23 protein-coding genes and 1 rRNA gene are annotated in these 25,285 nt (G+C 50.0%); 5 read left to right on the forward strand and 19 right to left on the reverse strand.

Going from position 1 to position 25,285, the window contains the following annotated elements; all coding sequences use genetic code 11:
- Positions 1-79: 79 nt before the first annotated feature.
- From D889_RS0106070 to D889_RS0106090, 4 genes are all read right to left on the reverse strand, one after another.
- The gene (locus D889_RS0106070; protein WP_010632328.1) at positions 80-394 is read right to left on the reverse strand and encodes a hypothetical protein; all 315 of its coding nucleotides are present in this window, start codon (positions 392-394) and stop codon (positions 80-82) included.
- An 84-nt stretch (positions 395-478) separates the two neighbouring features.
- Positions 479-2,284, reverse strand: a complete 1,806-nt coding sequence (locus tag D889_RS0106075; protein WP_010632327.1) for an ABC transporter ATP-binding protein — start codon at positions 2,282-2,284, stop codon at positions 479-481.
- Complete coding sequence (locus D889_RS0106080; protein WP_010632326.1) at positions 2,281-4,038, reverse strand: ABC transporter transmembrane domain-containing protein; 1,758 nt, start codon at positions 4,036-4,038, stop codon at positions 2,281-2,283. Before D889_RS0106080 ends, D889_RS0106075 begins: the two co-directional genes overlap by 4 nt.
- 386 nt (positions 4,039-4,424) lie before the next feature.
- Entirely contained in the window at positions 4,425-4,859 is a 435-nt protein-coding gene (locus D889_RS0106090) for an Hsp20/alpha crystallin family protein (protein WP_010632325.1), read from the reverse strand.
- Positions 4,860-5,093: 234 nt separating this feature from the next.
- On the opposite strand from D889_RS0106090, the gene D889_RS0106095 reads away from it, so the two are divergent.
- Complete coding sequence (locus D889_RS0106095) at positions 5,094-7,199, forward strand: DNA topoisomerase III (protein WP_010632324.1); 2,106 nt, start codon at positions 5,094-5,096, stop codon at positions 7,197-7,199.
- A gap of 78 nt (positions 7,200-7,277) precedes the next feature.
- Here the strand turns inward: D889_RS0106095 and D889_RS0106100 are convergent, their stop codons facing one another.
- The 3 genes from D889_RS0106100 to D889_RS0106110 all read right to left on the reverse strand — a co-directional run bounded on the left by D889_RS0106100 (position 7,278) and on the right by D889_RS0106110 (position 9,376).
- Positions 7,278-7,979, reverse strand: a complete 702-nt coding sequence (locus D889_RS0106100; RefSeq protein ID WP_010632323.1) for an SGNH/GDSL hydrolase family protein — start codon at positions 7,977-7,979, stop codon at positions 7,278-7,280.
- 112 nt (positions 7,980-8,091) lie between these two features.
- The gene (locus D889_RS0106105; RefSeq protein ID WP_010632322.1) at positions 8,092-8,580 is read right to left on the reverse strand and encodes a threonine/serine exporter family protein; all 489 of its coding nucleotides are present in this window, start codon (positions 8,578-8,580) and stop codon (positions 8,092-8,094) included.
- Positions 8,581-8,590: 10 nt separating this feature from the next.
- Positions 8,591-9,376 (reverse strand): threonine/serine exporter family protein, encoded by a 786-nt coding sequence (locus tag D889_RS0106110; RefSeq protein WP_010632321.1) that lies wholly within the window; start codon positions 9,374-9,376, stop codon positions 8,591-8,593.
- Positions 9,377-9,757: 381 nt separating this feature from the next.
- Between D889_RS0106110 and gpmA the strand changes: the two genes are divergently transcribed.
- Positions 9,758-10,501 (forward strand): 2,3-diphosphoglycerate-dependent phosphoglycerate mutase, encoded by a 744-nt coding sequence (gpmA, locus tag D889_RS0106115; protein ID WP_010632320.1) that lies wholly within the window; start codon positions 9,758-9,760, stop codon positions 10,499-10,501.
- A gap of 326 nt (positions 10,502-10,827) precedes the next feature.
- Here the strand turns inward: gpmA and D889_RS0106125 are convergent, their stop codons facing one another.
- The 4 genes from D889_RS0106125 to D889_RS0106140 form a co-directional block, all read right to left on the reverse strand.
- The gene (locus tag D889_RS0106125; protein WP_010632319.1) at positions 10,828-12,255 is read right to left on the reverse strand and encodes an amidase; all 1,428 of its coding nucleotides are present in this window, start codon (positions 12,253-12,255) and stop codon (positions 10,828-10,830) included.
- A 99-nt stretch (positions 12,256-12,354) separates the two neighbouring features.
- Entirely contained in the window at positions 12,355-12,525 is a 171-nt protein-coding gene (locus D889_RS15580; RefSeq protein WP_010632318.1) for a FeoB-associated Cys-rich membrane protein, read from the reverse strand.
- A 27-nt stretch (positions 12,526-12,552) separates the two neighbouring features.
- Positions 12,553-14,553 (reverse strand): ferrous iron transport protein B, encoded by a 2,001-nt coding sequence (gene feoB, locus D889_RS0106135; protein WP_010632317.1) that lies wholly within the window; start codon positions 14,551-14,553, stop codon positions 12,553-12,555.
- A complete protein-coding gene (locus D889_RS0106140; protein WP_010632316.1) occupies positions 14,538-14,783 on the reverse strand; it encodes a FeoA family protein in 246 nt (81 codons plus the stop codon). The genes feoB and D889_RS0106140 overlap by 16 nt, the downstream gene beginning before the upstream one ends.
- 224 nt (positions 14,784-15,007) lie before the next feature.
- Here D889_RS0106140 and D889_RS0106145 point away from each other — a divergent pair, with 224 nt between their 5' ends.
- Positions 15,008-16,057: a two-component system sensor histidine kinase NtrB gene (locus D889_RS0106145; protein ID WP_010632315.1), complete on the forward strand. Its 1,050-nt coding sequence runs from the start codon at positions 15,008-15,010 to the stop codon at positions 16,055-16,057.
- A 55-nt stretch (positions 16,058-16,112) separates the two neighbouring features.
- Here D889_RS0106145 and D889_RS0106150 read toward each other — a convergent pair whose 3' ends face one another.
- The 4 genes from D889_RS0106150 to D889_RS0106165 form a co-directional block, all read right to left on the reverse strand.
- The gene (locus D889_RS0106150) at positions 16,113-16,406 is read right to left on the reverse strand and encodes a YxcD family protein (protein ID WP_010632314.1); all 294 of its coding nucleotides are present in this window, start codon (positions 16,404-16,406) and stop codon (positions 16,113-16,115) included.
- The gene (locus D889_RS0106155; protein ID WP_010632313.1) at positions 16,394-16,837 is read right to left on the reverse strand and encodes a hypothetical protein; all 444 of its coding nucleotides are present in this window, start codon (positions 16,835-16,837) and stop codon (positions 16,394-16,396) included. The genes D889_RS0106150 and D889_RS0106155 overlap by 13 nt, the downstream gene beginning before the upstream one ends.
- Before the next feature lie 106 nt (positions 16,838-16,943).
- Positions 16,944-18,122: a MalY/PatB family protein gene (locus D889_RS0106160; protein ID WP_010632312.1), complete on the reverse strand. Its 1,179-nt coding sequence runs from the start codon at positions 18,120-18,122 to the stop codon at positions 16,944-16,946.
- Between the two features lie 93 nt (positions 18,123-18,215).
- Positions 18,216-18,797 carry a thioredoxin family protein gene (locus tag D889_RS0106165; RefSeq protein ID WP_018962214.1) on the reverse strand — a complete coding sequence of 194 codons (582 nt, stop codon included), beginning with the start codon at positions 18,795-18,797 and terminating at the stop codon, positions 18,216-18,218.
- Between the two features lie 421 nt (positions 18,798-19,218).
- On the opposite strand from D889_RS0106165, the gene proB reads away from it, so the two are divergent.
- Both proB and D889_RS0106175 read left to right on the forward strand, forming a co-directional pair.
- The gene (gene proB / locus D889_RS0106170; protein WP_010632311.1) at positions 19,219-20,373 is read left to right on the forward strand and encodes a glutamate 5-kinase; all 1,155 of its coding nucleotides are present in this window, start codon (positions 19,219-19,221) and stop codon (positions 20,371-20,373) included.
- Positions 20,374-20,376: 3 nt separating this feature from the next.
- Complete coding sequence (locus tag D889_RS0106175) at positions 20,377-21,642, forward strand: glutamate-5-semialdehyde dehydrogenase (RefSeq protein WP_010632310.1); 1,266 nt, start codon at positions 20,377-20,379, stop codon at positions 21,640-21,642.
- A gap of 59 nt (positions 21,643-21,701) precedes the next feature.
- On the opposite strand, the gene D889_RS0106180 is transcribed toward D889_RS0106175, so the two are convergent.
- The 4 genes from D889_RS0106180 to rrf form a co-directional block, all read right to left on the reverse strand.
- The gene (locus D889_RS0106180; RefSeq protein ID WP_010632309.1) at positions 21,702-22,400 is read right to left on the reverse strand and encodes a LutC/YkgG family protein; all 699 of its coding nucleotides are present in this window, start codon (positions 22,398-22,400) and stop codon (positions 21,702-21,704) included.
- On the reverse strand, positions 22,397-23,857 hold the full coding sequence (locus D889_RS0106185) for a LutB/LldF family L-lactate oxidation iron-sulfur protein (protein ID WP_010632308.1): 1,461 nt from the start codon (positions 23,855-23,857) through the stop codon (positions 22,397-22,399). The genes D889_RS0106180 and D889_RS0106185 overlap by 4 nt, the downstream gene beginning before the upstream one ends.
- Positions 23,823-24,605 (reverse strand): (Fe-S)-binding protein, encoded by a 783-nt coding sequence (locus D889_RS0106190; RefSeq protein ID WP_010632307.1) that lies wholly within the window; start codon positions 24,603-24,605, stop codon positions 23,823-23,825. The genes D889_RS0106185 and D889_RS0106190 overlap by 35 nt, the downstream gene beginning before the upstream one ends.
- Positions 24,606-25,029: 424 nt before the next feature.
- Positions 25,030-25,146: ribosomal RNA gene (gene rrf / locus D889_RS0106195) — 5S ribosomal RNA — on the reverse strand.
- Between the last annotated feature and the right edge of the window lie 139 nt (positions 25,147-25,285).

The raw sequence follows: 25,285 nt of genomic DNA on the forward strand, positions 1-25,285 counted from the left end.
ACCGGAAAATAGAAAAGAAGCACCATTTAGTATGGTGCCCCTCTGTCATCCTCTATGCTGTTTATCCTTTAAACTCTGCCTATCCGTTTTGTCTATAGAGTCCGGGGTTTTCCCTGGCATTTTCCCTGGCAATCTGAATCGACCCTTTAATCTGCCTGTACAGGTGCTCGGCATTTTCTCCTTCGATCACCAGCAGCACTTCTTTCCTGTGAATCTGGGACAACAAAGAGAGCGTCTCCGGCAGATTATTTAACGGAAGCATTCTGCCTTCAATTGAAAAATAAGCCGTGCACTGGCCTTTTTTGATCTTTTCATACAAGCGCAATGCCCTCTTCAATGTCAGTGTGCTCATTGTCCTGAATGGAATTTTGATCGATACAATTTGCTTTGCCATAGTTTGAAAACCACCTCTTACATGTTTCTTGATTCACCCCATACACTTTACATTATATGCCTTCTCTGCAGCCATGCAGTCAGTTTACACCTTACCGCCGGCAGCGGCTTCATTTTCAGCAAGTTTTCCATGCTGCAGCTGATACATGTTGAAATAAAGCCCTTTTTTCCTGAGCAGCGACTGGTGTGTTCCGCGCTCGACAATTTCGCCGCGATGCAGAACCAGAATTTGATCCGCATCCTGAATGGTGGACAGCCTGTGCGCAATCGCAATCGTAGTCCTTCCCTCACGCATCCGCTGCAATGCCCTCTGAATCGCTTCCTCCGTTTCCGTATCGACATTCGCTGTCGCTTCATCGAGTACCAGAACTTTCGGTTCAAGCGTCATCGTCCGGGCAAATGAAATCAGCTGGCGCTGTCCGCTTGAGAAGGTCGTGCCGCGTTCACCGACTCGTTCCTGGTACCGGTGCGGGAGTTTCTCGATGAAACGGTCTGCCTGGACAAACCGTGCCGCATCACGAACCGAAGCATCGGGAACAGGATGGCTGAGCCGGATGTTTTCAGCCACGGTGCCGACAAACATAAACGGGTCCTGGAGTACCAGTCCGACTCTGCTGCGCAGCTGCTGATCAGAGTACTGTGTCAGCGGTTTTCCGTCGATGAGAATACTTCCGTGGACAACGGGATAGAAACGCATCAAGAGATTAATAATCGAACTTTTCCCACTGCCGGTATGACCGACAAGTGCCACCGTCTCGCCCGGATTGGCTGTGAACGAAATATTTTTCAGAACATCTGTCTTGCCGTCGTACGAAAAAGTAACATTTTTGAATTCAACACGGCCTTCTTCAATCTGCGGATCCTTCTCTCCCTGTTGAACCGGTGCCATTCGCGGATCGTCCAGCAATCCGAAAACACGTTCCGCAGAAACAACTGCCTGCTGATACAGAGTCAGCTGCTGCATGATCTGGTTCACCGGATCGAAGAAGCGGTCCAGATAATTGACAAATGCGTAGAGTACACCGATCTGGACGACACCCCCGATTGATTGGATGCCGAAGAAGCTCAGGATCATGATCAGGCCGAGAAGATAGACGGAATAAACTGCAGACCGCAGCATCAGGCTGTTCAGACGGACACTCTTCAGCATCGCCGTCCGGTGCTCGTCATTAATCTTGCCGAATTCGCGGCGCATCCGTTTCTGCTGCCTCATTGCCTGGATCATGGCCATCCCCTGAAGAGACTCGTTCAGTTTCGCATTCAGCTGACTGAGTTTCACACGAGTAACCCGATAAATCTTCGCGCTGAGGCGGCCATAAAGCCACATCAGTCCCAGCAGAAACGGCATCAGAATCAGACAGATCAGCGCCAGCCGGACATCCAGAATGAACATACCGGTAAAGATGCCGAGCATCATGATGCCGCTGCTGACAAAGGTTGACAGGACACTGACATACAGATCCTTGATCGTTTCCGTGTCATTGGTAATCCGGGACACAAGACTTCCGCCCGGCGTCCGGTCGAAAAAGGTCAGGCCCAGATGCTGCACCTTGCTGAAGACATCGACACGGATCTTCTGGACAACATTCAGGGCGATTTTCTGGAACATCAGCACCTGAAGATAGTTAAATAACGCAGAGATGGCAAAGAGCCCCACAAATCCGGCTCCGAGAAATGTCAGCGGCTGCCACGGAAAGTACCTCGGTGCGAGATAATTATCAATAAAAATTTTCATCACGATCGGACCAAGAACGTCGGCAGCAGTACCGATCAGCAGCAAGGTGAAAGCTGCAGTCAGGCTCGATTTAAACGGTACCAGATAGTGCATCAGACGGCGGACGACATGTTTCTCTGTCAAATTTTCGTTTATCGGGTTCAATTCCGCTCTCAACGATTTGTCCCTCCTTCAGATACCAGAGACTCAAGCTGCTGATGGGCATACATTTCGGCATACCAGCCGTTTTCTTTCATCAGCTCATCATGGGTGCCCTGTTCACTGATCTGCCCGTCAGCCAGAACAATAATCTGATTGGCATGTTCCACAGCACTGAGCCGATGGGCGGAAATCAAGGTTGTTTTATTCCTTCGCTCTTGTTGCAAAGCTTTCAGAATCGCCGTTTCCGTCCGCGCATCGACGGCCGACAGCGAATCATCGAAAATCAGAATTTCCGGATCGGCGAGCAGCGCCCGCGCAATCGACACCCGTTGTTTCTGCCCGCCCGACAAGGTCACTCCGTGCTCACCGACGACCGTTTCATAACCGTCAGGGAAATGAAGAATGTCTTCATGGATGCTGGCCAGCCGCGCCGCACGCTCGATTTCCTCCCGGCTCGCATCCGGCCGGGCGAAGGCGATATTCTCCGCAATCGTTGCTGAAAAGAGAATATGGTCCTGCGGCACATAACCGATAGCGCTTCGCAGTGCCTCCAGGGTCATTCCCATAATCGATTGTCCGCCGATGAAAATCCCGCCGTCCGTCAGATCAAACTCGCGCAGCAGCAGACGAAGCAAAGTCGTCTTCCCCGCACCGGTCTTCCCGACCAGTCCCAGCGTCTGCCCCTTGCCGAGGGTAAAATGGATATTCTTCAGAACTGTAGCGGCACTTCCCGGATAAGTGAACGAACGAATGGCATAGCGGATATCCCCGCCCGGCACTTTATCCGACGCATCAGGGCGGCTGACGACTTCCGGTTTCACGGCAAGCAGCCGGCGGATCCGCTCATATGACGCATTGCCGCGTTCGACAACATTAAACAGGAAACCAAATGCCAGCATCGGCCAGACAAGCTGGCCGAGGTACAGGGTAAAGCTGGTCAGTTTGCCGATGGACAGTGTCCCGTCGACGACAAAGATCGAGCCGAAGACGAGCGACAGAAAAAAGCACAAAGCAACAATAAATGTAATCGTCGGATCAAACAGAGCATCGATCCGGGCCACAGCCATGTTTTTATTCACCACATCCTGTGATGCAGTGCGGAAGAGATTAATCTGGGCCGATTCCTCGCCAAATGCCTTGATGACCCGGACACCGGAAATATTTTCCTGAACCTTATCGTTCAGATCGGAAAAGGCCTCCTGAGCCACGCCGAATCGTTTATGCATAAGTGAACCGTAATACATCGTCAGCACAGCCATTACCGGCATCGGCAGCAGCGCAATAATCGTCAGTTTCCAGTTAATCAGTGCCGCCATTGTGATAATCACCATGCCGCCCATCGTGATCGAATCCACAAGTGTGAGGATCCCTTCACCGGCGGCACTCTGCACCGCATTGATGTCGTTGGTCGCGTGGGCCATCAGGTCGCCGATGCGCCGTTTCTGGTAAAAGTTCGGCGACATTCTGGTGAAATGGCGATAAAGATCGCCGCGAAGCTGCCGGGCCAGCACAATCGATGAGCCGAAGATCAGTTGCCGCCACACATAGCCGGTAAAATAATAAATCGTACCGATCAGGATCAGAAAACCCACCCAAGCGGCAAGTACCGGCAGGCTCAGGCTCCTCTTCCGTATATCATCGACAATGATACCGACGACATACGGAGGGATCAGGGAAAGAAAACTTGAAAGCATCAGAAAGGTAATCCCAAAAAAATATTTCAGTCTTTCCTGTTTAAAAAACCACCATAAATCCACGAAAATGCGCAAACGGACAACCTCCCCGGACGATAAAACTGCAGAGAAATGCAAAAAAGAGGCTTCAGGAAAACGGAATCTCTTTTCCTGAAGCCTGCACAAAAAATAAACGTTAAAAATAGTCGTTCATCGTTTATTCGTTGCTTTGCATGGAAAAAGAGATGGGCGTCTGATGATCATACACTGCTGCTTCTTTAATCAAACGAATCACAATGATTGCAGTCTGTGTTGTACTCATTACGCTCACCTCTGGTCACGAATCATATCTCATAAATCAATGCCCTCATTATAAAATTTTTCTTCGCAGAATTCAACAGCAAAAAACCGGAGGATGTCGTTCACTCCTCCGGTTTTTTCTATATAACATCAAATGCGTACGCATGTGTCCTTTTTATTGATTAGTCGATCGAGATCATCCTGCCGGATTTATCTGCATTTTCTTTCTTAGGCAGATGTATCGTCAGAACACCTTTATCGTAGGATGCTTTGATTTTTTCATCATCCACGTCATCAAGCATGAATCTGCGGAGATAAGAACCCGTTGAGCGTTCCTTTCTCAGGAAGCTTCCGTCATCCGCTTTTTCATTCGTTTCCTGATTACGTGAAGCCTGAACCGTCAGAACGCCCTGATCAAAATCAAGGTGAATATCCTTTTTATCGACGCCCGGCAGATCTACCTTCACATCGTATTCGTTCTGCTTTTCTTCAACGTCGGCTGCGAATGGCTGAACGCTCGGATTATGCATGAAATTGTGCCCCCATTCGTCAAACCAGGAAGGCAGAAAATCAAAGAATCCGTCACGATCTTTTTTTGTTGGATAAAGATTAGCCATAAAGCATTCCTCCTTGAATTTAGCAGGGATACGAAGGACTGACTTTCATCTTTCTCTCCCTCGCTTACATAAGTTATTATAGACCATTGGTCAGTAAAGGTCAAATATAATTTGACTTATTCTGACTTTATTATTTTCTCAATCCGTCTGAAACTTTTGCGCGACTCCGATATAATAAAAAGGAATACCGGAAATACAGAATGCAGAACGGCGTAAGAGGAAGGGATGTTTCAAATGGCAAAGACACTGGTGCTTGCTGAAAAGCCAAGCGTCGGCCGTGATATTGCCCGTGTTCTCGGCTGCCGGAAGATCAGCCGCAGTTATATTGAAGGAGACCATTATATTGTGACCTGGGCACTCGGCCACCTGATCGAACTGAAAATGCCTGAGGAATATGACGCGCGATACAAAACCTGGCGGATGGAGGATCTGCCGATCATTCCTGATCATATGGAGACACGTCCGATCCGTAAAACAAGCGGGCAATTAAGTACAATTCGCCGGCTTGCCGGTCGGCATGATCTCGACCGGCTGGTGATTGCAACAGATGCAGGGCGTGAGGGAGAACTCGTCGCCCGCTGGATCATCGATAAAATAAGATGGAAAAAGCCGGTGCTGCGGCTCTGGATCTCATCGCAGACCGACCGGGCGATCAACGAAGGATTTAACCAGCTGAAACCCTCTCGGGATTATGACAAACTTTATCAGTCAGCTGTTTGCCGGTCCGAAGCAGACTGGCTGGTCGGGCTGAATGTCTCCAGAGCACTGACGACCAAATATAATGACTCGCTCTCAGCCGGGCGCGTTCAGACACCGACACTTGCCATGATTCTGAAACGCGACCAGGAGATCCGCTCATTCCGGCCTGTCCCCTTCTGGACAATTCACGTTCAGGCCGGATCGATTTCTGCTGACTGGAGCCGTGACGGACAGTCCAGAATCTTCGAACGGAAGCAGGCGGATGCGATCGTTCAGAAACTGAAGCATGCGTCCGCTGTCGTTCAGTCGCTGACGGTCAAAACGAAAAAAGAACGGCAGCCCCTTCCCTTTGATCTGACAGAACTCCAGAGGGAAGCAAACAGGCGGCTCGGTTTCTCGGCAAGAAAAACGCTGAACGTCCTTCAGAATCTGTATGAGCACCACAAAATAGTGACCTATCCGCGGACCGATTCACGCTATCTGACACGTGATATTGCCGCTACCATGCCGGAGCGGCTAAAAGCTGTCTCGTCGGTTTTCGGCGCTGAAGTGCGCCCGATCCTTTTCAAACAGAAAGGACGCGTTCTGGCGGACTTTGTCTATAACAATGCCAAAGTCAGTGATCATCATGCTTTGATTCCGACTGAACAGCCGGTCTATCTGAGCGATCTGTCGGATGATGAAGAGCAGTTGTACCGAATGATCGTGATCCGCTTTCTTGCTCTTTTTTACCCGGAACGGAAATATGAAAGCAGAAAAACGGTTCTGAAAGCCGGTGACGAAACGCTGATCAGCCATGAGACCGTCGAGACTCAGGCCGGGTTCAGAGAGGTGACTGATCCGGATCACAAAGCGAATTCTGCTTTAAGTGCACCGCTTAAGGAACACCAGACACTTCAGATCGACAGCGTTGAATTGCAGGAGAAAATGACCGAACCCCCGGCGCTGCTGTCTGAAGCCGATCTCTTGACACAAATGGAGAAATACGGTTTAGGGACGCCGGCGACGCGAGCGGATATCATTGAGAAACTGATTCAGGCAGAATCGGTTACCCGTACTGCCGGCGGCCGCCTCCAGCCAACACCGAAAGGGAAGCAATTAATCGATCTCGTCAGCCCGGAATTAAAGTCACCTGAACTGACTGCTAAATGGGAAAGGGAGCTGGAAGATATTGCGAAGGGTGCCGGAAATCCCGCCGATTTTATGAAACAGATCCGCGAACGCACCCGTCAGCTCATTACCGGGATAAGGAACAGCAGCCATGCTTATAAGATCCAGAATTTAACCGGAACAAAGTGCCCTGAATGCGGCTCACCGATGAAGGAAGCCAGAGACCGGGACGGCGGACTGGTTCTGGTTTGCATCAACCGTTCCTGCGGCTACCGGAAAAGGAAAGATCCGCGGTTATCCAATCACCGTTGTCCGCACTGCCACAAGAAAATGGAATTGCACAAGGGTAAGGCAGGAATCTATTTTCAATGCCGAAACTGCGGCATTGTCGAAAAGGCTGAGAAACGGGAAAAAGCAGCTGACAAACGGGAGACACGCCGAATCCTGAGCAAGATCAACAAGGATCAGGAAGGTTTTGGAAACAGCCTGGCTGATGCTCTGAAATCGGCCATGAAAGATCATGAAAATTAATTTTGACGAAAAGAGAGACGCTCCGTTTGCGCGGAGCGTCTCTCTTTTCTGCGTTACCTTGCCATGAAATCGGGCAAATCACGTCAGAGCATGTCTTTTCGTGACAGCAGATTTCAATTCAGCCATGGATGAATAGATAATCTGAGCCATAATTTTGTACCCTTTGGCCGTCGGATGTAGGCCGTCATCATTGATCAGTTCGGATAATTCCCCTTTTGCCTTAAAAGGCGTGCGGATATCAAGCGACGGGATGCTCAGCTTCTGAACAAGCTGCTTCAGCGAGCGATTGTACATTCCGTGCCAGTGCTCGATTCCGCCGCAGCAGCTGATCCAGTGGCCGATGGAATGACTGTAATGGCCCATCAGCGAATGATAGTACCTTACCGGATCAAGCGGCAAAAGACTCATTACCACCGGAACGGCACCGGCATCCGATATTTTCCGAACTATATGACGGATATTGTCCAGATAGCGGTTCAGCGGAACGACCGGGATATGCTCCTCCTCAGGCGCCGACGCGACCTGATCCCATCGGAAATTGCAGTCATTTCCTCCGATATTGATCAGAACCATGTCGGGGTGAAGACGAAGCACATCCTTATCCAGCCGCTTCAGCAGCAAATCTGAATTATCATTAAAAACTCCTTTATTAACTACTTCATCCTGATCGCCGAGCAGTTTCTGGAGCAGTACAGGATAGTTCTCTCTGACTAGTCTGAATCTTCCCTTTGTAAAGGTCACTCCGCGGGTCACACTGTCCCCAAAACAGATGATCTTCAATCTTCTCATCTCCTGAATCTTTCAGGTCCTTAAAGCTATTCTGGCCAAAAGCCTTTACCCTGTATACTATCAGATCCGCCTGACGATTTACAGTGTCTCCCGGAAATTTCGGCTATTTTCTGAAAATAGCAATCCGGTCCGGACGATTTCTGTTCCAGCGGAGAAAGGTCCTTTTAAAGATCTGGTAGAGCACTTCGGCGAAGATCAGGCCCATCGCGATCGCACCGGACAGAACAAATGCTTTCTCACCGAGATGAATGGCAAGATTATAATTGTCCCCCACCGCCCGGCTCATAATTGTATAAGTCAGCCCACCGGGAACCAGCGGGATAATGCCCGAGACACTGTACAGAATCACCGGATTTTTGCAAAGACGGGCAAAGATCTGGCTCATCAGCGCAATGACAAACGAAGCAACGAATGTCGCAAGAAAATCGTTACCGTTCGATTGATACAGGAAGAAATAAATCAGCCAGGCAATGCTCCCGATCAAGCCGCCGTGTACCAGTGGCTTCAATGGGATATTATAAATAATACCGAACGCACAGGTCGCAATGAAACTGGTTATGGCCTGAATGAGAAAAATGATTGCGAAACTCACGTCCTCCACCTCAATTCAATGCCAGCGCAAATGCAACCCCGGTCCCAATCGCAAATGCAGTGAGTCCTGCTTCGGCTGATTTTGAGAGGCCGGATACCAGGTCGCCCGCCATGACATCCCGGACCGCATTGGTAATGGGTACCCCGGGCACCAACGGCATGACCGCGCCGATGATAATTTTATTGATTTCCATACCGATCCCGGCCTTGACGCTCGCCCAGGCAATCAGTCCGATCAGAATCGATGACATGAATTCAGAGAAAAATTTAACCCGTGTCAGCCGGTGAAAATATATGACACCGGCCTGACCGGCGCCCCCGGCAATAAAAGCAGGCAGCAGATCGTTCCATTTTCCCAGGAACATGAGAAGGAAACAGCTGCTGGCAATGGCTGCCGCTAAAATCTGCAGCCATTCCTTATAGCCTCTTGTCGACCGGTCGATCCTTTTTAACTGTTCATGAGTCGATTCCAGATCCGTTTTCCCGCCGGCAGCCAGACGAGAGAGGCTGTTGACCTCGGTGACTTTGCGCAGATTCGTCCCCCGGTGGGTAATCCGGACAACCTGCGTGACATCGCAGCCCTCAATCGCGAAAATGATGCCGGTCGGAGTCACAAAGCTCTGTGCCTCATAAACTGAGAAACTTCGTGCCAGCCGGTTCATCGTATCTTCGACGCGGTACGTTTCTGCACCATTTTCCAGCAGTATTTTTCCTGCCAGCATACAAACGGCCGTCAGTTCATGGACATTGGCCGTCGTGTTCCTGCCGTTCTGATTGACTTTGCGGAGACCATTCATTAGGACGCGTACTTCTCTCTTTGTTCGGCCCGGGAAGATTTGTCTGCAGCTGATTCCGTTTCAGTTCATGATAAAGAGAAACGGCAGTCGGTTCCGGAGCCATTTTTTAGTAGACCTATTATAATATGTCCATTCGGCTACGACAAGACTTTCACATTGTTTTAATAGATGAAAATGTCAAAGGTAAAAAAGCATGCTATAATTAATTGATGTGAAAAATCGCTGAACCGTCATTCTATGCCGCTTGGCGCCGGTGATTTGCTAATGGAGTGTATCTTCGGATCCGTCCGTCGTCTGAGAAAACACATCTGAAGTTTTTTTCAGGACAGGCCGGGGATACTAATGACGTTTTTTAAAAACTGGGAGGAGTGAATCAACCCGATGGTCAAACTCGTATTGATCCGTCATGGACAAAGTGCCTGGAACCTTGAGAACAGGTTCACTGGCTGGACAGATGTAGATTTAACTGAAAAAGGTGAACAGGAAGCCACAAAGGCCGGCGAAATTCTGAAAAAGAACGGCTACACTTTCGATCTTGCCTTCACGTCGGTTCTGACACGTGCCAACCATACGTTATGGAATGTGCTGCATGCACTGGACGAAACGTATATTCCGGTGGAACACACATGGCGTCTGAACGAGCGTCATTACGGCGCACTGCAGGGCCTGAACAAAGCCAAGACAGCAGAAAAGTACGGTGCCGAACAGGTACATATCTGGAGGCGTTCCGCTGACGTACAGCCGCCTGCACTGACTAAAGACGACGAACGGTTTACCGCTCAGCTTCATGATCCCCGTTACAGCGAACTGACGGAAGATGAGCAGCCGCTGACAGAGAACCTGCTGGACACGGTTGCCCGTGTCCTTCCTTACTGGAACATCAAAATTGCTCCGGAAGTTAAGGCAGGCAAGAAAATCATCATCGCCGCTCACGGCAACTCGCTTCGTGCTCTTGTCAAACACCTGGACAATCTGCCGGCAGAAGTTATCATCAACCTGAACATTCCGACTGGTACACCGCTTGTTTACGAACTCGACGAGAATCTCAAACCATTGAACCGTTATTACCTTGGTGAAAACGGTCCTCTGGACAAAGAAGTTATTCCAACTGCTGAAAAGAAATAAGGTTTATCATGAAGAGGCGTTCTCCCTGGCGAGAACGTCTTTTTTTGTAAGCAACGAACAAAACTCAGAATTATAAAAAAATGACCTCCGACATTTTCCGGAGGAACACCGCGTTTCACATCTTTCACCAACTGCCTGGTGAAGGGTGTAAACGTTCGATAAAAGCTGGGTTATTACAAAGTGCAAAGAATGAATAATGGGCTTATTCACTTCGTTCAACAAGATAATTGTAAACCCTTACTTCATAAATGTAAAGGCTGTCATTTGCTTTTTTAATCATTATCGGGACAAAAATTTTGTCAGGTTCTTTGCCGGTCATTCTTCATTCATTCAGCGGAGGGCGCCAGTGTGCGTATCCTGAGAAGTGTCTCTACCCACCGGGCAAACTGAAAAAGTTTCCGGTCGTCCAGACGCCGGCAGATGCACTGCATACCAACAGGAAGTCCTGACCTGGTAAAGCCGATCGGCACGGAACAGGCCGGCTGTCCGGTCAGGTTAATCGGGCTGGTCATCATCCATTCGGATTCCGGATCAATGTGCCTTCCGTTGACTTCCTCCGGCCCTTCGGCATCAGCCGTATAAGCCGCCGCGCCAAGTGTCGGGGAAACGAGAATGTCAAAATGATTCAGCTGATCCTGAAACATTTTCCATAAATAAGTCCGGTAATGGTTCATGTTGAGATATTCATCAGCTGTCGCGTGTTGTCCGCGTTCAATCATTGAAATCAGCGTATCCGAGAGCTCACTCCGGTGCTCCCGGACAAGACGATCCATACTTACCGCCAGGCCAATCATCCACAGTCGGTTAAAGAAATGAACATAGCCGTGCAAATCCTTACCCATCTTAATTTTTGCAGGAGCCACGCTCGCTCCGCCCTCCTCCATTTTTCTCAGTGCCCCTCGAAAAATGGTACCGATTTCTGCGTCAACCGGATAAATCCCAAAATTTTCAGTAAAACCGACACGAAAGGGCTTGCGACGATCCGTCAAGGTTTCAGAAACTGAAGGAACCAGCCTGTCCAGTGAATAGGGATCGCGCAGGGATGGCCCCTGAATGGCATCGAACATCAGTGCCGCATCGGCAACCGTACGGGCCATTGGACCGTGACTGATGAACGGTACCGTGTCGCCAAACAGATTATCCGGATGATTATCCGACGGCACACGGCCGAAAGTCGGCTTGAACCCATAAATACCGCAGAGACTTGACGGAATCCGAATGGATCCTCCTCCGTCACTGCCCTCAGCAATCGGGCAGAATCCCGCGGCAACGGCAGCAGCGGATCCGCCGCTTGAACCGCCTGTTCCATTCCTCAGATTCCATGGATTCTTTGTCGCGCCAAAGAGCCGGTTGCTGGTCGTTCCCTTATGACCGAACTCCGGCGTGTTGGTTTTCCCGATGATTATGGCACCGGCCGCTTTCAGACGGCGGACCACCGTCGCATCCTCACCCGGGATATAATTCCGGTACACCAGACTGCCGTAAGTGGTACGGATACCTTTTGTGTTCGTCAGGTCTTTGATCGCAACGGGCACTCCGTCAAGCTGCAAACTGTTTCCCTGCCGATACCGCTCCTCTGAAAGTTTCGCCTGCCGGAGCGCCTGATCTTCATTCAGTGTGATCAGCGCATTAATCGACGGATCCAGCTGTCTGATCCGCTTGAACGCCTCTGTCGTTACGTCAACCGGGCTGAGCTTATGCGTACTGTATAGCCGAATTAATTCAGTTGCATGAAGCGATGTAAGTTCAGGCAAAGTGACCGTCCCCCTTTTAATTTATAGTTAACCTAATTATACATTATGTTAACATAAGATCCATATACAAAAGGGTCCGGCGGTTACTTTAAAGATCGCTCAGACAGGTTCCTTTTTTTCACCGCAGTGACAGTCCTTTTGTCCGCATGCCTCTTTAATCGCACATGTGGCACATTTTCCTTGCCGGCTAGTCCGGATGAACCGGATCATCATCCAGCCTGCGTAGCCGAAAATCAGGAAACCCAGAAGAATACTGATCACCATACCCATTCCTGTCACCCCTCCTGTTTCATGACGTTAAAATCCTGCCAGCAGTCCCAGACGGTACACAATAAATGAAACGGTGTAGGCCAGCGCGACACAATAACCCATCGTAAACAGCGTCAGCTTCGTTGAGCCGACCTCATGCTTAATCGCCGGGACGGTCGACATACAAGGAATATACAATAGTGTAAAAACCATAAAACTGTAAGCCTGCAGCGGTGTGAACGATTGTCTGATCGATTCCGTCAGTGATCCTGCCGCCGCAGTATGATAAACCATACTCAGCGTCGATACGACCGATTCCTTCGCCATAAATCCGGATATGAGCGCCGATGCAGCCTGCCAGCTGCCAAAACCAAGCGGCGCCACAAGCGGCGCCAGAAAACCGCAGATCATGGCGAGAAAGCTGTGATCCAGCGGAACGTTTGCTCCGGCTGTACCGAAATAAGAGAGCGCCCAGACGAGAATCGTCCCGCCGAGAATAAATGTCGTGGCTTTTCTGACAAAACCTTTTGCCTTATCCCATGTACTTCTCATGATCGTCCGAAGATTTGGGAGCCGGTACGGGGGAAGCTCGAGAACAAATACAGAGGTTTCCTTCTTCATAAACAATGAGAAGAGTTTGGCCATCAGCATGGCCAGAACAATGCTCAGCGCATACAAAGACAGGACAACGAGTGCCTGATAACGGGCAAAGAAAACACCGGCGAACAAACTGTATACAGTGAGCCTCGCCGAACAGGACATCAGCGGAGAAATCAGCACGGTCAGCAGCCGCTCTTTAGGCTGTTCAATCGTCCGCGCCGCCATGACGCCCGGAATATTGCATCCGAACCCGATAACCAGCGGTATGAACGCTTTCCCGTTGAGCCCGACCAGCTGCATCAGCCGGTCCATGACCAGAGCGACGCGTGTCATATATCCTGAATCCTCAATCCATGAGAGAAAGAAAAAGAGGACAAATATTTGCGGAACGAATACGATCACCCCGCCGACTCCGGCAATGATCCCGTTCAGCACGACGTCACGGATCACCGTGGCCACGCCGGCAGCATTCAGCGCCTGACGCGTCCAGTCGGTCAGCGGTCCGGAGAAGAAAGCATCAAGCAGATTGGATAACGGATTCCCGATCCATTCAAAAGTGATATGGAAGATCAGATACATAATTCCCAGAAACAGAGGGATTCCGGCAAATTTATTGGTAACCAGCGCATCAATCTTCGTCGACAGCGCCGTCTGATTCATTTCCTCACGATGACGGACGACCTGGCGGATAATTTCGTGAATGTACTTCTTCCTGATCTGGTAAAACCAGTCGGAAACGGTCTCTGCCTGACCGTTTTCCTGAAGCGCTTTCCGAAGATCACAGCTGGCCTCAATGGCATCATTCCGGTCTGTTTCCGATTGAATCCGATTCCGGGCATCCTTGTTTCCCTCAAGTGCCTGAATCGCCAGCCAGCGTCTGTTTACCCCGGATTCAGGAAAAAAGAGGCTGAGCCGGCTGATCGCGCGCTCCGATTCAGAACCATAGTCGATTCGGAAGGTGTGCGGCCTATCCGCTGCTGATGCCGACAGCGATTCGGAGACCAGATGACAGCCTCTTCCGCTTCGGGCAACAATCGGAATCACCGGAACCCGGAGCAGCTTCGACAGACTCAGGCGATCAATCTCCATCCCGCGATGTTTCGCGACGTCCATCATATTCAGCGCAATGACAACCGGTTTGCCAAGCTCGAGTAATTCGATCGTCAGCTGCAGATTTCTTTCCAGTTGCGAGGCGTCCACGATATTGACGATCTGTGAGAAATGATTGTCGATCAGAAACCTGGATGTCACGGATTCATCTTTGGATAAAGGAGCAACCGTGTATATTCCGGGAAGATCAATAAGCAGACCGTCACGGTTTTTCAGCCGTCCCACTTTTTTTTCGACCGTCACGCCGCTCCAGTTGCCGATTAACGCATAGGAACCCGTCAAATAATTGAAAAGAGATGTTTTTCCGGTGTTTGGATTCCCGATCAGAGCGACTTCCAATGAGTGTCACACTCCACATCGATGGTCTCCGCCTCAGCGCGGCGAATACCGATACACTCACCACAGGATTCGAAACAGCACGGTCCGCCCAGCGGCATAACCGACCTGAGACAAATCAGTGTGCCTGCCGTTACGCCTAAATCTCTCAACCTTTTGTTGACCATCCGGTCTGTCTTTGACAGATCGGTAATCACCGCATGCACACCTGGTTTCAGTTCAGCAAGGTTCATGATGTGCCTCCTGAATCATTCTGATAATGATAATTGTTATCAGTTAAAGTTTAGCGCATTTGCAGTGATCTGACAATGAAAGTCGCCAAAAACTTTTCCCGTATTGATCGACAAAATATCTGCAGTCAGCCAATGAGCCATTTTTCGTCATAGATTCGCCATTTTCGCATATAAGTTTACAAATGTGGTAATTAAAATTATTATTTGATTTGGGAGGCAATACCATGAGCGGAAACATCCGGGAAGCGTCACATTTTGATCAAATCATCGATCTTGTCTTCGATGCCGTCCTGATTATCGAAAAAGGACGAATCATCTTTGCCAATCACTCGGCAAATGCACTGTTGGCAGGCCATCCCGGCACATCCGTTACCGATGCCTTTGTTTCGCAGTTCCTGGATGCACCGTCATCCGACGAACTGAAGCATCAAGCTGCAGCTTTGTCTGCGGACACGGAAGAAAGCAGCAATGCTTTTTATCTGACCGTCCACAACTCAGACGGTGTGACGCGGTTTACCGAAGGACGGGTCAGAAGACTGCCGGGCCGGAATACGTCGACAGTACTGTTGATCCTTAAAGATTTGTCGGACCAGAAAAAGATCGAGGATCATCTGCTCCAGGCATCGAAATTATCGATGATCGGCGAATTCTCTGCAGGGATTATTCATGAAATTAAAAACCCGCTGACGGCCATAAAGGGATTTCTGCAACTGATGCAAAAAGAGCCGGTCATCAATCGAGAGTATCTTACGATTCTTTTAAAAGAAGTCGAAAACATTGAAAAAATTACCGGAGAATTGCTTTATTTTGCCAGACCCAAGACCGGTTGCTTCGAATTACAGAATCTGAAAAGTATTTCAGGAGAAGTGATTCACCTGTTTCAGTCACTGGCTGCGGAAAAAAATATCCGCCTGATTATTCAATATGACAATTCACCGCATCAGATTATGGGCGACCGGACCAAGTTGAAACAGATGTTTATCAATCTGATCAAGAATGCCATTGAGGCTTCTTTTGAAAACAGTTCCGTACACGTAATCCTTAAGGGAAACGGTCCGTCTGAGTCGGTCAGCATCCAAAACCGCGGCCGGATCATCCCCGAAGAGATTCAGAAACATCTGGGCCGGTCTTTTATTACAACGAAAGAAACGGGAACCGGTCTGGGTCTGATGATGATCTGCACGATTGTCCGGGATCATCACGGAAAAATCAATGTCGTAAGCAACGAGACATCCGGAACCCTGTTCACGCTGACGTTTCCCCGGGCGCACTAACAATAAGCGGGCAACCAGAAAGAACGGCTGTCCGCTTATTGTTTACCTGTTTTATTTAATACGTACAATGCGCAATGATCCCCAGTTGCTCATCCATTTCCAGTCTTAATGCGGCCGCAAAAGGATCCGCCCCCTGCTCATGCTCCAGCCAGAATCGGATCGCGTCAATGATATTTGAAGCAATGTACACTTGCTTCCGGCCGGCTGCGTAGACCTCGGCAGAAAAGCCGTAATCATCATCGTAGATCAATTCCGCCTGCACGTCCTGCGGCTTGATACCCTTCCGGTCGGCGGTATAGAGGCAGATCACATTGATCAGATCCTGTTCGCCAATAATTATCTCTTCCATCGGTCAGATTCCTCTGCCCTTCTCCGCCTTGCTCTTTCGGCGAAGCTGACAAACAGATACCGGATCAGCGCAATAATGGCAAGAATGGCCACAATATTGATCAGGAACCCGGCGATCATGCCGAATCCTCCAAAGTGTGACAGCAGACTGCCGAACAGCAGACCGGACAAACCTCCGAAAATCATCCCGCGCATAAATCCGCCGCCGCTGAATCCACGGGGAAATCCATTTGTTGCCGTATTCGTGTTGTTTCGCTGACTCTTGCTCTTAAAGAATGAGTTGAAGCTATTGCTTTTATTCGGTGTAAATGATTTGATTCCTGTGCGGTACCCTTTTGCACTGACTTGAGTATCCTGATGAAAAACAGTGTCCCCGAGCGGTGAAAAGATAAGTGCCAGGGCAACGAACGCGGCAAGCATTTTCTTTAACATAAATGAATTCCTCCAATTAATTTTTCAACCATGCCTTTACCATTAACCAGTCATCTATAATTTACGGATCAGAACAGCAACCGGTTCCCTTTAATCCGGTAAAGCGTCAGCGTGCACGAACGGCCTTTCTGAGCCTGCCCATGGCCTGAAGGACAAGCGAATGCGGGCAGGCAAGATTGAGCCGGATAAACCCATCGCCTTCTTTCCCGAAAGTATCCCCGGGATTGACAGCCAGTTTTGCCTGATCAGTCATAAATTCCCGCAGCTCGTTCTTATCAAGGCCAAGACGGCGGCAGTCGATCCATGCCAGATAAGTGCCTTCAAGAGGCACGAGAGACAATTCAGGCAGATCATTGTCAATATAACTTCTGACTGTATCGGCATTGCCGCCGATATAGCCAAGGCATGCTTTCAGCCATGAAGAACCATAACGATAAGCAGCCTCAGCAGCCGTCACACCTAAAGTATTCGGACTTCCAAGGCTGAAACGACCGAGCTGCCGCAAATAAATCCTTCTCAATTGCGGATCTGGAATGATGATATTCGAAATCTGCAGCCCGGCCAGATTAAACGTCTTACTCGGCGCTGTGCAGACCACAGAGTGTGACGCCGTGTAGGCCGACAATCCGGCAAACGGGATCTGATGATGCGCCCCATAGGTCAGATCACCATGAATTTCATCCGAAACAACAAGTACATGATACTTCTCCGCAAGCCGGGCTACCGCCGTCAGTTCATCAAGCGTCCACACCCTGCCGACAGGATTATGCGGGGAGCAGAGGATCATCATCCTGACTTTCGGATCCGCCAGCTTCACTTCCAGGTCGGAGAAATCCATATGATAGCTCCCATTCTCATAGATCAGCGGATTGGTCACAAGCTCACGCGACTGGTGGCTGACCGACCGGCGGAATAGCGGATAAACCGGGGGTTGAATCAGCACTTTGTCGCCCGGCTGCGTCAGACCGTCGACCAGCAAATTCAGTGCCGTCACGACGCCCGGACTGTGGCAGATCCACTCCTTCCGAACCGTCCAGTCGTGGTGCTCCTTCATCCATGCCCGGACGGCATCGAAATAGCTCTCGGTCCGAAACGTATAACCATAAATGCCGTGCCGGATCCGCCGCTCCAGCGCCGCGGTCACCTCCTGCGGCACCTGAAAATCCATGTCCGCAACCCACATCGGAAGCAGATCGTGCCCATGAAACAGTTTGTCTGCGGCGTCCCATTTTTCAGAAGCGGTTCCTTTCCGGTTCTCTAACCTGTCAAAGCCATCTGTATCCATTCTACCCATCCTTTATTGCAGGTATGAAAACAGCCTGCTCATTCAAATGAAACAGGCTGACTGATGCATGTTTTGCTGCCTTTGCCTTGCGGATCAGACAAGATCGCACGCCTCACCCGGCATCCAGTGAGCGTCCTTGCCCTCCCACTTGACATTGCAGCCGATCGGGTTCGTGAGTTTTGTGCTTACTTCTTCACCACGTGTCAGCTGTGCCAGCGCATTGTCCAGATCATTGACCGTCGCCTTCTCCGGCTGTCTCGGATTATCCAGTTCTCTGCCGGTATAGACAAGCTCGCGTTTCTGGTCGAAAACAAAGAAATGCGGTGTTCGCAATGCGCCGTATGCCCTTGCCGTATCCTGAGATTCATCCCGCAGATAAGGCCACGGATAGTGCTTGTCATTCATTTGCTCCACCATGTGACGGAACGAATCCCCGGGGTGCGTGTGCTCGCTGTTTGCATTGATCGCGACAAATTTTACCCCATTTTTCTTATATTTCTCGGCTGTTTGTACGGTAACCGGATTCGACCCCAGAACAAACGGACAATGATTGCATGTAAAAAAAACAACCAGTATTTTTGCATCTGAAAAATCGTTCATAGAATATGTTTTTCCATCTGTCGCCGGCAAAGAGAAATCCGGTGCAGATTCGCCAATCTGAAGTGTAAATGCCATTTGCCAAACCTCCGGGAAAGTATTTGTCAGAATATATTCTAACATCACCGAAGCAGTCCGTAAAAAATTCTGCCTGTACCGGAAGCGGTATGAACGCAGCGTTTGTTTAACTGAATTTCTTGACGCTGTCCCGTCCAGAGCATATAATAGCTATACTTAATATGAGCGTTGACAGGGATCAGTAGGTACTCAGACGCACAAGAGAGCGGTTTTCCAGGCTGAAAGAAATCGCGGCATGACTGATACTGAACCTACCCTTGAGCTGTCCGGCCAATAACCGGTCCGTCTGCTTCACGATACGGAGCTCCGAGAGAGCACGGCATATCAGGCTGTGCTAACAAAGGTGGTACCGCGGGTAAAGCCTCTCCCCGTCCTTTTAAACAGGATGGAGAGAGGCTTTTTTTGCGGAAGGAAAAAAGTGATGGAGTCAAAACGAATCGTCATTAAGATCGGCAGCAGCTCACTGACCGACACCCACGGCCAGCTGGACACGAAAAAACTGGAACGACATGTCGAAGCGGTTGCCCGATTGAAAAGGGCAGGCCATGAAGTCATCATTGTCTCTTCGGGAGCGGTTGCGGCCGGCTATTCCGGACTGGGCTATCCCGCCCGTCCGGTAACGATTGCCGGAAAACAGGCGGCGGCGGCAGTCGGCCAGGTCATGCTGCTGAAACATTATGCCGATGCGTTCAGCCGCCATCAGATCGCGATCGCCCAGCTGCTGCTGGCACGGCAGGATTTTGAACGTCGTGAACAGATGAGTCACGCCTACTCAGCATTATCTGAACTGCTCCGGCGTTCCGTCATCCCGATCATCAATGAAAATGATTCTGTGTCTCTTGAAGAGCTGACTTTCGGCGACAATGATATGCTCTCCGCACTGGTCAGCGGACTGGTTCATGCGGATTTTCTGGTGATTCTCACCGATGTCGACGGTCTTTATAATAAAAACCCGACATTATATCCGGATGCCGTCCGCTACCATCAGCTCGCAGCGGTGTCGGACCAGTTGCTCGAAGAAGTCAGCAGCACATCCGGATCTAAGGTCGGCACCGGCGGCATGAAATCCAAACTTCGTGCAGCGAAAGTGGCCGTCTCTCTTGGTGTCAGGGTATTCATTGGCAAGGGCGGTTCGCCTGAGACGCTTCAGGCGGTCGTTGAAGGAAGCGGCGACGGTACCTATATTGGCGGCGCCGACCTGAAGCCCTCCCTCAAAGTATCCAAACAGTGGATTGCCCTGCATTCACGGGTATCCGGGAAAATTGAAATCGACGACGGCGCGGTACATGCGTTGATGGATGAAGGCAAGAGCCTGCTGCCGGCCGGTATCAAAAAAATATGTGGCCGCTTCTTTGCCGGCGAAGTGATCCAGATTGTCGACCGTCACCATCATGTACTTGGCAAGGGACAGGTCAATTATTCATCCGAGCAGCTGAACGAAATTAAAAGAATGCCCAGTGACATGGCAATGAATAAAGCAAACGGAGACCGTCCTGAAGTTGTGCATCGCGATAATTGGGTGCCATGGACAGTACGGATTCAGCCGATCAATATCTTTCAAAAGAAAGGACGATGAACCATGAATCAGAAGATCAAAGCAGATGATCTATTGTCTAAAGGAAGAAAGGCAAAGAACGCCTCTCAGGCACTGGCAGCCGCTTCATCAGATCAGAAGAATACGGCACTTCTCGAAATCGCGGCAAACCTTCGCCGCCAGAGCGGAAAGATTCTTTCGGCAAATGCACAAGACGTTCAGGCAGCCAAGAAAGCGGGTACGACGGATGCGTTAATCGACAGACTGACGCTTACCGACGACCGCCTTTCGTCGATGGCCGACGCGCTGGTACATCTGACCAAACTCAAGGACCCGATTGGTAATTGCCTGACCACCTGGACCCGTCCGAACGGACTGCGTATCCGAAAAATCAGTGTACCGCTCGGTGTCGTCGGTATGGTCTATGAAGCAAGGCCGAATGTCACGACAGATGCGGCCGGGCTTTGTCTCAAAACCGGCAATGCCGTGTTTCTCAGGGGCAGCGGTTCAGCCCTGAACGCAAATAAAGCTCTGGTTTCAGTCATTCAGGAAGCACTGACGGCCGCTCATCTCCCTGCCGACGGAGTCCAGCTGCTTGAAGATACGCGTCATGAAACTGCCGATCGTTTTTTCCGGTTGAACGGGTTGATTGATGTTCTGATTCCGCGCGGCAGTAAAAGGCTGATCCGGAATGTTATCGAAAAGGCCAGTGTTCCCGTCATCGAAACGGGTGCAGGCAACTGCCACCTGTTTATTGACCGGTCAGCTAAGCCGGAGATGGCCATCAGCATTGCACTGAACGCCAAAGTACAGCGCCCTTCCGTCTGCAATGCCATTGAAACGATCATCGTGGAACGCAACTGGTTCAATCTTCATGGTCATGATCTGATCGATGCGCTTCAGGTTGCAGGTGTTACCTGCCGGATTGATCCGGAGGCAGCCGATCAGTATCCGGAATTGCGCGCAGCGACGGAAGACGACTGGAAAACCGAATATCTGGATAAAATTGTCGCCATCAAAATTGTCGGCAGCACCGACGAAGCGATCACCCACATTAATCGCTACGGAACCGAGCATTCGGAATCCATCGTTTCTGAAACACCGGAGCATGTCGCACACTTTTTTAAATATGTTGATGCATCGACGCTTTACCATAATGCTTCGACACGTTTTACTGACGGCGAAGAATTCGGATTCGGCGCCGAAATCGGCATCAGCACGCAGAAACTCCATGCCCGTGGTCCGATGGGACTTGACGCACTGACAAGTATTAAATATCTGGTCGAAGGTGACGGTCAGATCCGTGAGTGACCATTCTAAGAAAAACAACATAATTTCAAAAGAGCATTAATATGAGAAAGGTCGCTGATCTAACGGTCGCTGACAACGACGTAAGCCACTTTGACCGGGCCGTGCACGCCGACGACAAGCCGCATCTCAATATCGGCGCTGTTACTTGGACCCGAAATAAAGTTGATATAATGCGATATTTCTTTACCGTCAGCAATGTCGCTCTCCACCTGCTGCATCGCCTGTGTCAGCCTTGGAACGATCACACTGGCCGGAACAATAACGATGGAAGCAACCGGCAGCAGACTGACGCTTCTTGCCTTATCCTTGTCATGGTACAGGCCTGCTGTAGCCGATTCAGCAAGCATCACATCGCAGACAGACAGTCCGATATTGGCCTGAGCGGCACGATCAATGTTCTTGTGGCCCTCAGCAACATTCCAGGTCTCAATGTGATATTTTTCAAAAAGACTATTTAATCCATACTCCGTAAATCGCCCGTCTCTCGTTGCGATTGCCGGAGCGCCGCCATATTCCTGAATGACCTGATCGAGCTGATCGGGTAATCCCGCAGCATCCGTTTCAAATACCTTTGTGTATACTGCTTCAGCAGCATTTTTCAGGACATCGGTCAGTTCTCTTCGTGAGGCCCCCCGACGGACTCCGAACTGCGGCTGATGCGTCCATTCAGGTGTTTTTACATATTCTCCGGCTTTGCGGTTCAGTTTCGAAGCAATGTTCTGAAGAAATGATTCCCGATTTTCGATCGTTCCGCTCATTGCTGTTCACCCGTTTCGTGATTTTTACCCGTCATTTCAGACTGCTTGTGTTTCCGAAACCAGGTCCTGAAGTCTTCCTGACTCGGCTGCGGCAAATCGCGTCCGTGTGTCCAAGGTTTCATCGGACCCGGTCCCTTCTCAATCGCGCCGTCATGTACCAGTGGTTTCAGGATAAACGGAGCGGTTTTCATCCCTGCCCGATAGAGCCGCGGCGAGCTTGCACCGATGCTGAACGTCTTCATGCCTGCTTTTTCAGAGAAAGGCGGTTTCCCGCCGCCTTCAACATATTTCTCCCTGTGCCGGATCAGCAGTTTATGGAGCGGAATTCGGACAGGGCAGGCCTCGGTACAGGCGGCACACAGGCTCGACGCGTAAGGCAGTTTGCCATATTCCTTATAACCGCCGAGGATCGGTGAGAGCACAGCGCCGATCGGACCCGGATAAATCGAACCGTAGGCGTGGCCGCCAATATGGCGATATACCGGACATACATTGAGGCAGGCAGCACAGCGGATGCATTGCAGCGCTGACTGAAACTCCGTTCCCAGCGCCCTTGACCGTCCGCCGTCAAGTATGACGAGATAATAATCTTGCGGACTGTCCACCGTATCCGGCTGGGCTCCGGGTGTAATATCCGTCACATAAGTTGTGAGCCGCTGTCCGACAGAACTGCGGCACAGTAAGGTGACCAGGACATCGAGTTCTTTCCAACTGGGTACCAGGCGTTCCATACCCATAACCGTGATCTGCGTTTTCGGGAAAGTCGTTACCATATTGGCATTGCCTTCATTGGTCACCAGACAGATACTGCCGGTTTCGGACACCGCAAAATTACATCCGGTAATCCCGACATCCGCATGCAGAAATTTTCCACGTAAAGTTTTTCGGGCGAATCCGGCGAGTTCTTTGGGCTCATCCGTGCCGGTGTACCCGATCTTCCGGAAAGAATCACGTATTTGCTGCCTGTTCTTGTGCACTGACGGGACAACTATATGTGACGGCCGGTCATGGTCGACCTGAAGGATAAATTCTGCCAGATCCGTTTCGAGCACGTCACAGCCCTCTTCTTCAAGCGCCTCGTTCAGACTGATTTCTTCAGTTACCATTGATTTGGATTTTACGATGTTTTTGGCCTTTTTCTTCCGGACGACCTTTTTTATGTACTCACGCGCTTCTTCGGCCGTTTGTGCAAAAAACACATGACCGCCGCGTGCGGCAAATTGGTCGCTGAGCTGTTTCAGATAATAGTCCAGATGATTGAGTGTAAACTGGCGGATTTCTTCTCCCGCATCACGCCAGTCTTCCCAGTTTCCCAGAGTCGGGTCGCCGGTCGTCGCTTTCCGCTTCTTCTCTCTCAGACCGTCCTGTGCGGATGACACGGCATTAACCATGAACGTATTGTGAATTGCCTGATCCACACCCTCAAAGAAGGGTAGATTCCCGACTTTCATCGGCATGATGATCACCCCCTTCTGTTTCAGGTCTGCTGTTCAGAATTTGGGCAATATGCAGCACTTTAATCGGCTTTCCCATTCTTCTGAGGCGCCCGCCGATATTCATCAGACAGCTCGCGTCCGCACCGATTAATACATCTGCCTTTGTTTCTTCGATATGCCTGATCTTCTCGTCAACCATCTGTTCGGAAATCGGGAACATTTTGACTGAGAAGGTACCGCCGAAACCGCAGCAGTCATAATTATTCGGCAGTTTAACCAGTTCAAGGCCTTTCACATGGCTCAACAATTTATAATGCGATTCTCTTTCTCCGAGAAGACGCGTCATATGACACGAGGTATGCAGCGTCGCACGGGCATGATACTCTGCACCGACATCCTCAACACCCAGGACATGTACGATAAACTGAGTAAACTCATAAGTTTTTTCAGCAATTGCCACTGCTTTCTCATGCCATACCGGATCGTCTGCAAAAAAATCCGGATACTCGTGAAACATGGCAGCACAAGAACCGGAGGGACAGACAATATATTCCGAATTCGAGAAAGCCCGGATCATTTGCTTAGCCGGACCCCTGGAATCTTCAATGTAACCGCTGTTAAATGCCGGCTGGCCACAGCATACCTGACCTTCAGGAACATCAACATCGCAACCCAGTCTTTCAAGAACCTCGGTGACATCCTTTAAAACGTCAACATAAAAGAGTTCTCCCAGACAGGTGGTAAACAATGAAACTTTCGTTTTCATCATCCTCTTCCCAATCTCCATTATACTCTTACACTAGCTAACTTTTTTCAGTCGGAAACAACCACTTGCAGTGCTTCGGATCTTGATGAAATTTCGTGAAAATGGATGTTCACAATTTATCCTTTCAATTATCACATTTTAGACGTACTTTGACAAATTGCAACTTTTTCAGCTCAATCCATAAGCTTATTCATTTGTTGCCCATTGATTATTTAACGAGCTCTGATGAACCGGGCTGTTGTTTCCCGCTGCAGGTATTCGCTCTTCTCGTTATATTGCGCAGGGCCAGATGAAGCGCTAATCCTGCGGGAATCTCACATCTTCCGATGTGCCAATTGATGACATGAAAAAGCAAAATTATTTAAACCGGTTCATAGGTTAAAAAAAGAGACATCCTCCATTTCTGGAAAATGCCTCTTTATCTTTTGCCTGGCAGTGACCTACTCTCACAGGGGGACAGCCCCCCACTACCATCGGCGCCGAAGAGCTTAACGGCCGTGTTCGGGATGGGAACGGGTGTGACCTCTTCGCTATAACCGCCAGACGTAAACCCGGCCTGGACCGAGCCTTCAAAACTGGTAACGAATGTTTTGCCATGTCGATCTGCCTGATCCTTAACCCTTCCGGGTTAAGCCCTCGGCCGATTAGTATCTGTCCGCTTCACGCGTCACCGCGCTTCCACT

This window comes from Sporolactobacillus vineae DSM 21990 = SL153 (assembly GCF_000377985.1).
GTDB lineage: Bacteria > Bacillota > Bacilli > Bacillales > Sporolactobacillaceae > Sporolactobacillus > Sporolactobacillus vineae.